We start from the raw sequence: 14,084 nt of genomic DNA, 5'->3' as shown, positions 1-14,084 counted from the left end.
CAAAGTAGCTAATAAACTTAAAATCTACAAGTTTTACAGGGGTTTTGCACTTCTTTTACACTTTTTTGACATTATCTAGAGGTACCATTTATAGTTTTATCAAAAACTTTTTACCAATGAAAACATTATTATTTATCACTACATTATGTCTGAGTGTTTTAACAAATGCTCAAGAAAAAGAATTTAGAATTAGTACCTCAAAAAGTTATGTGGAGTGGGAAGGCTCTAAAACTTTTGAAATGGGAAAACACTCAGGAACGGTTAATATAAAATCTGGCGCCATGAAGTTAAAAGAGTTTAAGATTGTTGGTGGCGAATTTATTATTGACATGAATACTATTGAAAATACCGATGGTAGATATAACGCAATGCTAGTAGATCATTTAAAGAACGATGATTTTTTTAGCGTTGCTAAATTTCCTGAGGCAAAACTTAGTATTACGCAAGTTTATTATAAAGATAACGTAAATGTTGAGGTGTTTGCGGACTTAACTATAAAAGGAATAACCAATCCCATTAAATTTAAGGGGAAACTAGATTTTAGAAAAGATGGTATAAAACTCCATACAGAATTTAGTATTGATAGAACCTTATGGGGCGTTGATTATAAATCTAAAGGGCTGTTTGGGGCTGTTAAAGATGGTATTATTTCGGATGCTATAAAGTTTAAAGTTGCCATTATTTGGTTTCAAGATATGTGTTAAAATAGTCTTTAAAAGGAAGGAGTGTCAACCTGAACTTGTTTCAGGTTCTCCTTTACTAAAGTCCGTTAATTTGAGCTTCTGAAACACTGAAAATACATTCAGTACAAGGCGTTAAGAAGAACAGTTTACAGAATTTTAAGTTTTTACTTAAACACCAAGGTAGATTGGTTTTTGCTAACATTTAATACAGCAGTTTTACCAAGTATCAAAGCCCTATTATCTTTTTCGTGTCCAGCGGGCATGTTAAAGGCAATTGGGAAATTATATTCGGAGAGAACATCTAAAATAAGTTGTTCAATTGAAGAGCCCCAAGGCGTTGTATTCTTCTTTATTTTGGTCATATCACCAATAATTACACCTTTACAGTTATTAAAGTATCCTGCACGTTTTAGGCTTTGAAGCATTCTGTCTATATGATATTTATATTCCCCAATTTCTTCAATGAAGAGAATTTTTCCAGAAGTATCAATACTAGTTTCAGACCCTAACATGGTATGTAAAATGGTTAAGTTTCCTCCAACAATGGGCGCAGATACCGAACCTGATTTATTATAAGTAGACCCCTGTAAAGTATACTTTAAAGACGCCCCAAAAAGTGCCGTTTTAAACGTATCAATAGTTTCTTTTATGGTTGCAGGTTCATCTTGCAAACTTGTACACATCATGGCATGTAAAGATTGAATACCAAAATTATGTACCTGATTGTGAAAAGCGGTAATGTCACTATAACCGATTATCCATTTTGGATTTTCTTTAAATGCAGTCCAGTCTAATTTATCTAAAATCCTAACGGAACCATAACCACCTCTAGCGCACCAAATAGCTTTTATTTTCGGATCATTTAGAGCTTTTTGGAAGTCTTCGCAGCGTTCATCATCTGTACCAGCAAAATGGCGCCCTTGATTAAAAACATGAGTGCCAACCTCAACATGCAGCCCCCATCGTTTTAATAAAGCTTTGGCATGTTCAATTTCAGCTTTTCTGTTTTTAAGAATTCCTGCTGGGGCAACAATGGCTACTGTGTCTCCTGCTTTTAAATATGGCGGTTGTTTCAAATTTAATTCTTGTTTTAATGGTTCATTTTGAGCAATAGTGGTATGCTTTCCAAAGAAAAAAGAAGCACAAAACACACATAAAATGAGTAGGTTTCTAGACATATTGTAAATGTACATTTTTTTAGTGAAACTTAATTTTAAAGCGCTTTTGTGGCGAATTTAAAATTGTTTATTGAACTAATCCCGCAGAAATACGGTATCTACTAAGTTGACAAAGTTTTATACAGGCTTTTGATATTGATTTATTAGTCACTTTTTTTCGAAAAAAGCCCTCAAAATGTGTACTTTTGCGGCTTAGTTAAGATATATAAAAGGAATTATGAGTCAACCAAAACGATATACAATCACAACTGCATTACCTTATACTAATGGCCCCATTCATATTGGGCACTTAGCTGGAGTGTATGTGCCTGCAGATATTTATGTGCGTTATTTGCGTTTAACAGGAAATGATGTAGCATTTATTGGTGGAAGTGATGAACATGGTGTTCCTATTACTATTAAAGCTAAAAACGAAGGTGTTACTCCTCAAGATATTGTTGATAAGTATCATGCAATCATAAAACAATCTTTTGAAGACTTTGGGATTAGTTATGACAATTATTCCAGAACCTCAGCGTCTATTCATCATAAAACGGCGTCCGATTTTTTCAAAACGCTATATGATAAGGGCGAATTTATAGAAGAAACTACAGAACAATTATACGATGAGCAGGCTAACCAGTTCTTAGCAGATAGATTTGTTGTTGGTACTTGTCCTAAATGTGGTTATGAAGAAAGTTATGGAGATCAATGTGAAAACTGTGGTACGAGTCATAATGCAACAGATTTAATTAATCCTAAATCTGCAATTACAGGAAACACACCTACTTTAAAGCAAACAAAACACTGGTTTTTACCACTAGATAAACATGAAGACTTTTTAAAAGAATGGATTTTAAAAGGGCATAAAAAAGATTGGAAGCCTAATGTATACGGACAAGTAAAATCATGGATAGACGATGGTTTACGTCCAAGAGCCGTTACACGCGATTTAGATTGGGGAATTCCAGTGCCAGTTGAAGGCGGAGAGGGAAAAGTGCTCTATGTTTGGTTTGATGCCCCTATTGGTTACATCTCTTCAACTATTGAATGGGCAGAACGTGAAGGAAAAGATTGGGAACCTTACTGGAAAGATGAAGAGACAAAACTCGTTCACTTTATTGGTAAAGATAATATAGTGTTTCACTGTATCATTTTCCCATCCATGTTAAAAGCAGAAGGCAGCTATATTTTACCTGAAAATGTCCCTGCTAATGAGTTTTTAAATTTAGAAGGCAATAAACTATCCACCTCTAAAAATTGGGCAGTTTGGTTACCAGAATACTTAAAAGATTTTCCCGGGCAGCAAGATGTCTTACGTTATGCTTTAAATGCTAATGCGCCGGAAACAAAGGATAACGATTTTACTTGGAAAGATTTTCAAGCAAGAAATAACAATGAGTTAGTTGCCATTTTCGGAAACTTCATTAACCGTGTGGTGGTATTAACTAATAAATACTATGAAGGTGTTGTGCCATCGCCAAGTGCCTTTACGCAAGTTGATGAAGAAACTTTGGCTGCTGTAAAAGCTTATCCTAGTGTAATTGCGAGTTCTATTGAACGTTATAGATTTAGAGAAGCAGGGCAAGAATTAATGAATTTGGCACGCCTAGGGAATAAGTACTTGGCAGATGAAGAACCTTGGAAGAAAATAAAAGAAGACGAAGCAAGAACACAAACCATAATGTATGTGGCGTTACAAATAGCTAGTGCCCTAGCTACTTTATGCGAACCTTTTTTACCGTTTACTTCGGAGAAGTTAAAGAACATTCTAAATGTAAGTTCGAGTGATTCGGCGAAGGAGAATAGTATTGAGAACCATTGGAATGATATTCCAAATAAAGATGTTTTACTACCTGCAGGTCATCAAATAGGGAAGGGAGAATTGTTATTCTCTAAAATTGAAGATAAAACCATCCAAGAGCAGTTAGATAAGCTAGAAGCCAGCAAAAAGGCTAATGAGGCTGCCAACAAAAAAGTAGAACCTCAAAAGGACACGATTACTTTCGAAGATTTTACTAAGTTAGATATTAGAGTCGGTACCATATTAGAAGCTGAAAAAATGCCTAAAACCAAAAAATTGTTGAAGTTAAAGGTAGATACAGGTATTGATACTAGGACTATTGTGTCTGGAATTGCAGAAAGCTTTTCCGCTGAGGAAGTCATTGGCAAAAGAGTTACCGTTTTAGTGAATTTAGCACCAAGAGCTTTAAGAGGTGTTGAAAGTCAAGGAATGATTTTAATGACAGAAACGCCAGATGGTAAATTGGTATTTGTTAATCCTGATGATGCGTCAGTAGCTAATGGATTGCAAATAAGTTAGGGTTTACTTAACAACCAATTTCTTTGTTTCAACCTTATTGTTTTCATCAATAACTTGTAAAAGGTAGATACCGCTTTTTAAGTAAGATACATCTAGTTTAATGATGCTCTTATTAAAAAGGTAAATGGCAGCTCGTTTCCCTAAAACATCAATGAATTCTACACTTTTAATTTTGTGAGTACCTACAATAAATAGATCATTTTCAACTGGATTTGGGTGGCATTTAAACACGGATTTTGTCTCAATATCTCGATTGGGATCATTGGATTGAGATACTGCTGTGTGACATGTAGCTAGTAGAAAGAATATTAAAAATAGGGTTTTCATGGTGTTTTTTTTAGGTATAAGGTTATATACTAACGGGTTACAAGGCAATTAAATTATGTTTTAGAGTAAATAAGAATCAAATTGACATCAAATTTTATAAATTGAAATATCTAAGGGAAATAATTAACTTTACTAAAAAGAAAAAATCATGGTATCAAAAACTATAGAAGACGCATTAAATAATCAAATAAAAATAGAGGCAGAATCATCTCAAATCTATTTAGCTATGGCATGTTGGGCAGAGGTAAAAGGGCTAGAAGGTGTTGCCAATTTCATGTATGCACAATCCGATGAAGAACGTGAGCATATGTTAAAACTGGTTAAGTTTGTGAATGAGCGTGGAGGTCATGCTAAAGTATCTGCTTTAAAGGCTCCAGATGTTACCTTTGGGTCGTTTAAGGAGATGTTTGAGTTGTTATTAAAGCACGAAATGTTTGTATCTCAAAGCATCAATGAGTTAGTGCATATAACACTTCAGGAGAAAGATTACGCTACACATAACTTTTTACAGTGGTATGTATCAGAACAAATAGAAGAAGAAGCAGTAGCGCGCACTATTTTAGATAAAATAAACCTAATAGGTGACGATAAAGGTGGTTTATATTTATTTGACAGAGATATTCAAAATCTAACAGTTACTACGGCGTCAACAGTTGCGCCAGAATAGATTAGTAATAATTATAACAAAATATGTAAAACGGGTATTGTAAATTATAGTTTACTATGCCCGTTTTTAATACACTGTTACAGGTTATTTATATTTATAGACAATAACATCTTGGATGCCTAACCCTTCCACTGGTAAAAATACACCTTGTCCTCTGTTGGTTTCATCACCACCAAGTCGTCGCCCTTTTTGCCATTTTTGGTTAACATAAATATATTCGTTTACAGGTCCAATGCCTGCTTTTTCTTTTCCGTTTTTAGGATTAAAACTCACAACAGCCTTACTGCCAACTATTATAAATTTATCTTCATCCGTTTTTATAATAATACCATGTGCGTCATCTACTCTATAGGTACCGCGTCTTTTGTATAAACTTGCTTTTACCATGTAATTATCCATTTCTAGCGTTATGGTTGGCGTATCTTTATTTAAAAGAAATGCTTGCATTTTGTTTTTGTTGCCTTGGTATTCTAAAATCTGCGGAGATAAGAACGAAACGGCCCTATACATTTCTCTAAGAGGTTGGTATTCTTCTGGTTCTAATCGGTCTATACCAAAAGGAGCAACGCCTAGTGTATTATAATTTCCAAACGCATAGAGCATGTAAGTAACATATTTTGGTTTATTCCACCACGTTTCTGGAACAAATAATGGATCACCTTGTCTGGTGTATAAATCGCACCATTCTTTAAAATTTGAACCGTAAATATCGGGACTCATAAAATCGATATCTGGTGCAGCAGCTTTCCATATATCCATAACTCTCGGTAGGGGACCACCTGTTGGAAAATTACCTGGTTGCGCATCGTCTCCATATTCTAACCATGCATTAACAAACATTGGTAAATTATAAACAGATTTACCTTCTTTGGCCACGTGATTCATGTAGTTGGCATATTGCCATGAGGTGAACGTAAGTTCAGTCCAAACACTTTCACCAAAAACCTCAGACCAAGTTCCGGAGGTTCTGTAATTGCTAGATTTCCAAAGTTTATCCAATTCAGGTGTAAGTCTACCTTTGTTTTTAATTAGGTAGTGCATTAAGGCTTTTGGAACCTCACTTTTATAAGCTTTATCAGCTCTTTTAGATCTGTCTCTAGAATCTTTATGAATGCCAACTTCGTTTTCAACTTGAACCATGATTACGGTATGATGCGCACTGTCAATTTTTTTAATATGTGCCATAAGCGCCTTAAAAGCTTTGGCATCTGCTTTAAGAGATGCTTCACTGAATGTAGATAAGGTTTCGATACTACCTTCATTTTGTATTTGAGTTCTAGGAAAACGTTTGTAATCTTGTTTTACCCAAAGCGGAACATAGCTAGACATGCCATTTTTCCATGATCCAAACCAAAGCGGAATGAGTTTTAAATCTTTCTCTCGTGCACCTTGAACCATGGCGTCTACAATTGAAAAGTCAAATTTGCCTTCTTCTGGTTCAATCATTTCCCAAGATACCGCTGCTAAAACGGTGTTAACATTTAGGTCTACCATTTGTTGCCAAACGGATCCCTTGTAGGTCATGTTTTGGCTGCTGTCATTACCCAAACTACCATTAATCATGGCATATTTTTTTCTAGGAATGGGGTTTTCTCTATTTTCCATATGAGCAATACTACCACTAATGGAATTAGAGAGCTCTCCTCCCATTATTAAAAAAGGTTTATCATGTACGATTAACTGCACTTTATTATTATCTTTTTTTAAGTACGGAAGCGTTTGGGCATTAAAAAACGAAGTGAAAACAAATAGAAAAAGGAAGAAATGTCTAATAGGATGTGGAGATGAAATAAGTGGTTTCATGTCTAATTTTTAAGTTTAGTCTTTTTAAAAATATTGACTTTTTTGTACAAATATGAAACCGCATCGCATTATGAGAGCAATTGATTAGTTTTTATCCAGTTTTGAAATCTTAAGACTTTTAGTCTTGCGGTGTTGAAAGTATAAATTTTAACATTTAATCTTATTTAGATTAATTAAAAATAAATTATATTTGCGCAGAATTTGTAATTCATAATCTTGTTTTGGGTAAGAAAGAACAAAAAAAAGCAGTTAAAAAATTAAAGGAACTAGGTATTATTACTTCAGATAAAGTAAAGTCTAGCTGCTGCAAAAAGTTCAAAAAGGGCGAAAATAAGCGTTGTAAAAAATGCCCTTGTTTTGATTTATACAAGAAAGTAGCTTAATGCTGGTTTACATAAGTTGAATGCATTAGTTCTAACTTCCAAATACTATCTTGTTTTACGGCTACAATGCTTTCTAGCCATTGCGCTTTACTGGTAATAGTATCTTTCTTAAAGGTTGCGTAATTATGATAAGCCATCCATATTTTGTTGCCTTCTCTTTTAGCTTTAAAAAAATCAAAACTATTTGTACGCTTCATACCTTGGTCTCTAACTTTAGCACGTTTACACCAATTAGCTATGGTATCGTTTGTCCAGACTTCTCCGTGTTCTAAAAGAATAAAATCATCGGTATGATAGGTGCTTAAAAGCTCAGATTTTTTGTCACTCCATACATCATCAAAAACACCTTGAACAACATGTTCTACTGCTTTAAAATCTTTAGTGTTGTCATTAGAATTGGTTTCAGGTTGTTTACAGCCTAAAATAAAAAGGAGAGTCGTACTAAGTAATATGTTAAAGAATTTCATAAGAGCTTAAAATTAAAAAAACCTTTATTGAAGCAAATTGCCTCAATAAAGGTTCTAATTTAATTAAATAAGATAATATTACTCTAACTCCATTTTAAAAACATTTGCTAATCCGCTTAATTCAATGCCCTCAGGAATGACAAATGAATGCGAACGCTCTGTTCTTTCCCATTCAACTTCTTTACCAGATTTTAACTCAACTACACGTTTTACTGGCGTAGCTGGTCCATATCCAATATTGTTTAATTTACCTAAATTAATTTTAGTACCTGGTTTTGGTTTACCAAGTAAGAAAACATAAAGGGATTTTTTATCTTTTGACGTCGTGAAACGAATGTCGTCTTCAGTATATTTAACTTTTGCAGATTGTCCTCCGTGTGCACCGTCTGCCGCTTTTGCATGTCCGAAACCATAAATATGAAATGGTCTTGTACCGTATACAGCTTCTCCATAAGTGTCTAACCAAGATCCTACACCAGTTAATAACTCTCTTTGTTCTTTATTAATTGTACCATCAGCCATTGGAGAGATATTTAATAATACCACACCGTTTTTACTCCATACATCAATCATATTTCTTAATAACAACTCAGGAGATTTATAAACCTGACCATGGGTGTAACACCAGCTTCCTTTATCACTAACGGTAATATCGGTCATCCAAACGTCTTGAGAGACGTCTTTTTTACCGCCTTGCTCAATATCTAAAACACTCATGTTTTTAGGTAAGTCATCATGCTTTGCAATTAAAACAGGCTCTTGACCAGTTTCTAACCCATGATTTAAGAAGTGAGCAGCCATTTCTTCGATTTTGTCTTCGGCAACATGGTTTAACCATACATCATACCATAACATGTCTGGAGAATACTTATCTACAACTTCATTTACCTGATCTAACCAATACTGGTCAAATTCTTTTTGAGGCATATTACCATAAAACTTTTTAAGATCTGCGTCATCTGAAGATGTTGGATAATCTGGATGATAAGCAAAATGGCTGTTATAAGTATCCCACTTTGCCGAATCTCCATCATGGCGTTGTCTTAGTCTAGCATGGTGAAAAGACGTCATGGTTTTTAAACCACGTTTCTTTAATGCTGTTAATATTTCACCTGTAATATCTTTTTTAGGTCCCATATCTGCAGAGTTCCATGGATTTAGCTCACTATCCCACATGGCAAAACCATCATGATGTTGTGCTACAGGTCCTGCAAATTTTGCTCCAGCTGCTTTAAATAAATCTGCCCAGTTTTCAGCGTCAAACTTCTCAGCTTTAAACATTGGGATAAAATCATGATATCCAAATTCTTCTAGTTTACCATAGTTCTTTTCATGATATTCTTTATAGTCTGGGTAAACATCTGTTCTGTATAATCTGTAAGGGTACCACTCAGAACCGTAAGCAGGTACACTATAAACACCCCAGTGAAAATAGATACCTAGTTTAGAATCGTGAAACCATTCTGGATCCGCTTTGTGTTTTGCCAAAGACTCCCAATTTGGCTCGTATTTTTTCGAGTCAGTCTCGCTAGCCATTGCAATTTTCTCCTCTTGTTTACAAGAAACGATCAGAAGCGCAATAGCTAAAATTTTGAACATATTTTTCATCTCTTAAGTTTATTATAGGTTTGATTAGAATGCTGAACAAATTAAATTAATCTAGAGCTATTTTATGGCAACATTCGTTTTTTATAGTACAACGAATGGTTATTTTGCCAACAATTGGTCTGGATTTACCTTTTTAGGGTATCCCAAATAACTTTGAATATCAGTGAGTAAAGTAAATGTCAAGTTAAAAACTAGACTTAACTAGCGGAATATGTTCTAAAAACAAGATTCTTTTTAAATTGCAGTCTTTTCAAAACGAAATTAATGCAGATTTTAGACTATATAATAAGGCACACTCAGCTAAATAAAACTTCGGTTAAAAACACTTTAGAACTATTAAATGAGGATTGTACTGTCCCATTTATTTCTCGTTACAGGAAGGAAAGAACAGGAAATTTAGACGAAGTTCAAATTGGAGCTATTGTAAAATTTAAGGAACAATTTGAAGCTTTAGAAAAACGTAAAAAAGCCATATTAAAGGCTTTAGAAGAACAGGATGTTTTAAGTTCAGAACTACAAAATAAAATTGCAGCTGCCCAAGATTTAACAACTTTAGAAGATATTTACTTACCATACAAAAAGAGCAGAAAAACAAAAGCTGAAAAGGCAAGACAGTTAGGTTTGGAACCTTTGGCAAAAATTATAATGAGCCAGAATGCCAGTGATATAGAATCTGTTGCCTTTAGGTATGTAAAAGGAGAGATTGCATCTGAAGACCAGGCTTTAGAAGGTGCACGACATATTATTGCAGAGTGGATAAATGAACGAACAGATATAAGAGGTAATATTCGTTACCAACTAGAACGGTTTGCGCTGATTTCAACAAAGGTTGTAAAAGCTAAAGAAAATGAAGACGCCGCTCAAAAGTTTAAAGATTACTTTGATTGGGAGGAATCTTTAAGTAGAATTCCTTCACACAGATTGTTGGCTATTTTAAGAGCTGAAAAGGAAGGGTATGTAAAACTAAAAATTTCTATTGATGACGACAGAGCTCTTGCCAAAATTGAACAGCGCATTATAAGGTCTAATAACTACTGTGCAGATCAAATTGAAATTGCTATAAAAGATGCATACAAACGCTTGTTGTTACCTTCTTTAAGTAATGAAGCTTTGCAAATTGCAAGAGAAAAAGCCGATGATTCTGCAATTGCAGTTTTTGCAAAAAACCTAAAACAATTACTATTAGGATCACCTCTGGGTGAAAAACGCGTATTGGCTATAGATCCTGGTTTTAGAACAGGCTGTAAAGTAGTATGCTTAGATGCACAAGGCCAATTACTTTATAATGAAACCATATATCCACATGCTCCAAAAAACGACAGTATAGGAGCTATGAAGAAGATAAGTTCTTTGGCAGATGCCTATAAAACTGAAGCTATTGCCATAGGAAATGGTACTGCATCTAGAGAAACTGAGGCTTTAATAAGAAAAATTAGATTTAAAAACGATATACAAGTCTTTGTTGTTAGTGAAGCAGGAGCAAGTATTTATTCTGCTTCAAAAATTGCTCGAGAAGAATTTCCGAATTATGATGTAACAGTAAGAGGTGCTATATCTATTGGCAGGCGTTTACAAGATCCTTTGGCCGAATTAGTAAAGATTGATGCCAAATCTATTGGTGTTGGGCAATATCAGCATGATGTAGACCAATCTAAACTTCAAAAGTCCTTAGAAAGCGTTGTAGAAAATTGTGTAAATGCTGTTGGTGTAAATATTAATACTGCCAGTAAGTCTTTATTAAGTTATGTATCTGGCATTGGCCCAAAACTTGCCGAAAATGTATTTAATTATAGAAATGAAAATGGTGCTTTTACATCTAGAAAAGATTTAAAAAATGTGCCAAGGTTGGGAGGCAAGGCTTTTGAGCAAAGTGCGGCTTTTATGAGAATCAAAGATGCTAAAAATCCCTTAGATGATTCTTCAGTGCATCCAGAGCGTTATCAGATTGTTACAAAAATGGCGAAAGATTTAGGGCAATCTGTAAATACACTAATTGGTAAACCCGAAACACTCAAGAACATAAACCTTAAAGACTATTGTTCGGATACTGTTGGTTTACCAACTTTAGAAGATATTATAAAAGAACTAGAAAAACCTGGTTTAGACATTAGGGAACAAGCTAAAGTTTTTGCCTTTAATCAAAATATAAAAACAATTAATGATTTAAGGGAGGGGCAGTTATTACCTGGTATAGTAAATAATATTACAAATTTTGGATGCTTTGTTGATGTTGGTATCAAAGAAAGTGGACTAATTCATGTTTCTAATCTCTCTGATAGCTTTGTAAAAGATGTAAATGAACATGTGCACTTACACCAACAAATTGTGGTGCAAGTTTTAGATATAGATTTGAATAGAAAGCGTATTCAATTAAAACTTCATAAGAAAATGTAATGATATAGGAACAAAGTAGACATAGTTTACATGATATATTCTTTTTCTGAGTTTTCTACAGACGCCATATTAAAAGTGGGTAACGAATCTCTACTCGAGCCCTTTAAAGAATCTAAACAATTAGATATTTTTGCCTTTATTAGAACAGGAGAAGAAAAAGCTGAAGTTGTAGTAGATAGCATACCATTAACTTTAGAACCACATAGTGTGGTGTCTCTTACAAATGTTCAATATTTTCAATACGTATCCGGATCTAATTTAAAGGTATATTTCTTTAACCGTGAGTTCTATTGTATTAAAGATCATGATAAAGAAGTAGGTTGTGCTGGTTTATTGTTTTTTGGAAGCGAGCAAAATCCTATAATACATCTAAATGAAAGTGAGCAAATTAAATTTAATATGCTTCATGATATTTTAGTAGATGAAATTGAAACTAAAGATACCATTCAAGCAGAAATGCTCCGAATGCTTATGGCACGATTCATTATTAAAATAACTAGATTACTTAAGGAAAAAGAGCAAATAGAAACCAATAAGAAAGATACCAAAACTGAATTGTTAAGAGCCTTTAATGTTTTGGTTGAAACACACTTTAGAAATGAACATAGTGTTCAGTTTTATGCAGATCAGCTTTTTAAATCGCCCAAAACACTCTCTAACTCTTTTGCTAAATTTAATAAGAGTCCTTTAAAACTTATTCATGAACGTATCGTCTTAGAAGCCAAACGTTTGTTAATCTATACCAACAAAACAGCGAAAGAAATAGCCTTTGATTTAGGCTTTGAAGATGCCTCACATTTAAGCAGGTTATTTAAAAAACATACCTCATTTTCTCCTTCAGACTTTAAAAAACAACTAAAAAACGCTTCTTAGGGAAAAATTGACATTTACTTAGGAATTTCTTCTATTCTATCCCTTCAATTTAAAATTCATCTTTGTACTGTAATTATAAAACAACAAAGTCATGAATTTAAAACATATATCTATTTTCAATTTAATTGAAATTTTCAGGGGAAGTAATAAGTCTGCATTAGTTAATACAATAAGTCCAAAAACACATTGTGAACAAAAACATCATCATGATTTCTATTGTGATACAGAAAGACCTTTTGTTGATGTTAAAAACATGTAAAGGAAAAATTGACAACTACAAAGGTGGTATTTACATGGTGTAGCACCTGTTCATATTGCAATTTTGTACTAAGAATTTTAAACAAATAAATAACAAATAAAAATTATAATTATGAGCACATTTAATGTTCTAAAAAGAGAAGAAGTAAGCGAAAACAATCAAGCAATTTTTGATAACCTAGAAAAAGCAGTAGGGTTTGTACCTAACTTGTATGCAACATACGCACACAGTAACACCGCTTTAGAAAACTATTTAAACTTTGCTAACGCAAAGACATCTCTTTCGGCTAAAGAAAAAGAAGTTGTAAACTTAGCTGTAAGCGAAGTAAATAAATGTATTTATTGTTTATCTGCACACACTGCAATAGGTAAGATGAACGGATTTACAGATGAGCAAATTCTTGAATTACGTGCAGGAAGAGCATCTTTTGATACTAAACTTAATGCCTTAGCTCAATTTGCTAAAAATGTTACAGAAAATAGAGGTAAAACAGATGCATCAGTTTTAGAAAACTTCCTAAACGCAGGGTATTCTAAAGGAAGTGTTATAGACGTAATCTCTTTAGTTGGAGACAAAACGATTTCTAATTACGTTCATAGTACAACTCAAGTACCAGTAGATTTTCCAGTGGCTCAGCCATTAGAAGAAGTAGCTATTTAAGAATAATTAATAACCAAAATAAATATAAAAGAAATGAAACAGTTAATTTCAACATTAGTAATCGCCTTAGCATTTGTTTTTAACATCAATGCTCAAGAAACAAAGACAATTGCTCTAGAGCAAACAAAAGGAGAGTTCACTCAAAAATCTGTAACAGTAAGCGAAGGAACTTATGTGTTTGCAGTAGCTAACAATAACGTAGGTAAAGATGTAGGTTTAGTATTAGTGCGCAAAGGTAAAGACGCTAGTGATCCTAAAAACCACATACAAACTGCATATGTAACTCAGGTGGTAAAAGATGGAAAGGTAGAAAAATCTAAAGCAACAAAACTTTCAAAAGGAGAGTATGTGTATTTCTGTCCTTTAAACCCAACACCACAATATACACTTACAGTTAAGTAATTTTAGATTTAATTTTTTTGTAAAGAGCTACCGCATTTGTGTGGTAGCTTTTTTTTATATTTTATTGATAATCAGATT

13 protein-coding genes are annotated in these 14,084 nt (G+C 33.6%); 8 read left to right on the top strand and 5 right to left on the bottom strand.

The window, feature by feature from the left end; genetic code table 11:
- The first annotated feature begins 116 nt into the window (after positions 1-116).
- Positions 117-704: a YceI family protein gene (locus tag FUA24_RS11740; RefSeq protein ID WP_148542490.1), complete on the top strand. Its 588-nt coding sequence runs from the start codon at positions 117-119 to the stop codon at positions 702-704.
- Positions 705-847: 143 nt separating this feature from the next.
- On the opposite strand, the gene FUA24_RS11735 is transcribed toward FUA24_RS11740, so the two are convergent.
- Positions 848-1,876: a S66 peptidase family protein gene (locus tag FUA24_RS11735; protein WP_246147031.1), complete on the bottom strand. Its 1,029-nt coding sequence runs from the start codon at positions 1,874-1,876 to the stop codon at positions 848-850.
- A gap of 202 nt (positions 1,877-2,078) precedes the next feature.
- Between FUA24_RS11735 and metG the strand changes: the two genes are divergently transcribed.
- Positions 2,079-4,163: a methionine--tRNA ligase gene (gene metG, locus FUA24_RS11730; RefSeq protein ID WP_148542488.1), complete on the top strand. Its 2,085-nt coding sequence runs from the start codon at positions 2,079-2,081 to the stop codon at positions 4,161-4,163.
- A gap of 3 nt (positions 4,164-4,166) precedes the next feature.
- Here metG and FUA24_RS11725 read toward each other — a convergent pair whose 3' ends face one another.
- On the bottom strand, positions 4,167-4,490 hold the full coding sequence (locus FUA24_RS11725) for a T9SS type A sorting domain-containing protein (RefSeq protein WP_148542486.1): 324 nt from the start codon (positions 4,488-4,490) through the stop codon (positions 4,167-4,169).
- A 148-nt stretch (positions 4,491-4,638) separates the two neighbouring features.
- Between FUA24_RS11725 and FUA24_RS11720 the strand changes: the two genes are divergently transcribed.
- A complete protein-coding gene (locus FUA24_RS11720) occupies positions 4,639-5,157 on the top strand; it encodes a ferritin (RefSeq protein ID WP_148542485.1) in 519 nt (172 codons plus the stop codon).
- Between the two features lie 84 nt (positions 5,158-5,241).
- Here the strand turns inward: FUA24_RS11720 and FUA24_RS11715 are convergent, their stop codons facing one another.
- The 3 genes from FUA24_RS11715 to FUA24_RS11705 all read right to left on the bottom strand — a co-directional run bounded on the left by FUA24_RS11715 (position 5,242) and on the right by FUA24_RS11705 (position 9,409).
- On the bottom strand, positions 5,242-6,960 hold the full coding sequence (locus FUA24_RS11715; protein ID WP_148542483.1) for a GH35 family beta-galactosidase: 1,719 nt from the start codon (positions 6,958-6,960) through the stop codon (positions 5,242-5,244).
- Positions 6,961-7,339: 379 nt separating this feature from the next.
- Complete coding sequence (locus FUA24_RS11710) at positions 7,340-7,810, bottom strand: nuclear transport factor 2 family protein (RefSeq protein WP_148542481.1); 471 nt, start codon at positions 7,808-7,810, stop codon at positions 7,340-7,342.
- 78 nt (positions 7,811-7,888) lie between these two features.
- Entirely contained in the window at positions 7,889-9,409 is a 1,521-nt protein-coding gene (locus tag FUA24_RS11705; protein WP_148542479.1) for an alpha-L-fucosidase, read from the bottom strand.
- Positions 9,410-9,682: 273 nt separating this feature from the next.
- Here FUA24_RS11705 and FUA24_RS11700 point away from each other — a divergent pair, with 273 nt between their 5' ends.
- From FUA24_RS11700 to FUA24_RS11685, 5 genes are all read left to right on the top strand, one after another.
- Positions 9,683-11,812 carry a Tex family protein gene (locus tag FUA24_RS11700; protein WP_148542477.1) on the top strand — a complete coding sequence of 710 codons (2,130 nt, stop codon included), beginning with the start codon at positions 9,683-9,685 and terminating at the stop codon, positions 11,810-11,812.
- A gap of 30 nt (positions 11,813-11,842) precedes the next feature.
- Positions 11,843-12,685: a helix-turn-helix domain-containing protein gene (locus FUA24_RS11695; RefSeq protein ID WP_148542475.1), complete on the top strand. Its 843-nt coding sequence runs from the start codon at positions 11,843-11,845 to the stop codon at positions 12,683-12,685.
- A 91-nt stretch (positions 12,686-12,776) separates the two neighbouring features.
- Entirely contained in the window at positions 12,777-12,944 is a 168-nt protein-coding gene (locus tag FUA24_RS25200) for a hypothetical protein (protein ID WP_187388265.1), read from the top strand.
- A gap of 111 nt (positions 12,945-13,055) precedes the next feature.
- Entirely contained in the window at positions 13,056-13,604 is a 549-nt protein-coding gene (locus tag FUA24_RS11690) for a carboxymuconolactone decarboxylase family protein (protein WP_148542474.1), read from the top strand.
- 33 nt (positions 13,605-13,637) lie between these two features.
- Complete coding sequence (locus FUA24_RS11685) at positions 13,638-14,006, top strand: cupredoxin domain-containing protein (RefSeq protein ID WP_148542472.1); 369 nt, start codon at positions 13,638-13,640, stop codon at positions 14,004-14,006.
- The last annotated feature ends 78 nt before the right edge of the window (positions 14,007-14,084 follow it).

Source organism: Seonamhaeicola marinus (genome assembly GCF_008085455.1).
Note: the sequence above shows the minus strand (reverse complement) of the source record. Positions and strands in the feature narration are given on the sequence as shown.

Excerpts from the sequence above, each read along its gene's own strand:
- FUA24_RS11740 (WP_148542490.1), top strand. The coding sequence starts at position 117 with ATGAAAACATTATTATTTATCACTACATTATGTCTGAGTGTTTTAACA.
- FUA24_RS11735 (WP_246147031.1), bottom strand. The coding sequence starts at position 1,876 with ATGTACATTTACAATATGTCTAGAAACCTACTCATTTTATGTGTGTTT.
- metG (WP_148542488.1), top strand. The coding sequence starts at position 2,079 with ATGAGTCAACCAAAACGATATACAATCACAACTGCATTACCTTATACT.
- FUA24_RS11725 (WP_148542486.1), bottom strand. The coding sequence starts at position 4,490 with ATGAAAACCCTATTTTTAATATTCTTTCTACTAGCTACATGTCACACA.
- FUA24_RS11720 (WP_148542485.1), top strand. The coding sequence starts at position 4,639 with ATGGTATCAAAAACTATAGAAGACGCATTAAATAATCAAATAAAAATA.
- FUA24_RS11715 (WP_148542483.1), bottom strand. The coding sequence starts at position 6,960 with ATGAAACCACTTATTTCATCTCCACATCCTATTAGACATTTCTTCCTT.
- FUA24_RS11710 (WP_148542481.1), bottom strand. The coding sequence starts at position 7,810 with ATGAAATTCTTTAACATATTACTTAGTACGACTCTCCTTTTTATTTTA.
- FUA24_RS11705 (WP_148542479.1), bottom strand. The coding sequence starts at position 9,409 with ATGTTCAAAATTTTAGCTATTGCGCTTCTGATCGTTTCTTGTAAACAA.
- FUA24_RS11700 (WP_148542477.1), top strand. The coding sequence starts at position 9,683 with ATGCAGATTTTAGACTATATAATAAGGCACACTCAGCTAAATAAAACT.
- FUA24_RS11695 (WP_148542475.1), top strand. The coding sequence starts at position 11,843 with ATGATATATTCTTTTTCTGAGTTTTCTACAGACGCCATATTAAAAGTG.
- FUA24_RS25200 (WP_187388265.1), top strand. The coding sequence starts at position 12,777 with ATGAATTTAAAACATATATCTATTTTCAATTTAATTGAAATTTTCAGG.
- FUA24_RS11690 (WP_148542474.1), top strand. The coding sequence starts at position 13,056 with ATGAGCACATTTAATGTTCTAAAAAGAGAAGAAGTAAGCGAAAACAAT.
- FUA24_RS11685 (WP_148542472.1), top strand. The coding sequence starts at position 13,638 with ATGAAACAGTTAATTTCAACATTAGTAATCGCCTTAGCATTTGTTTTT.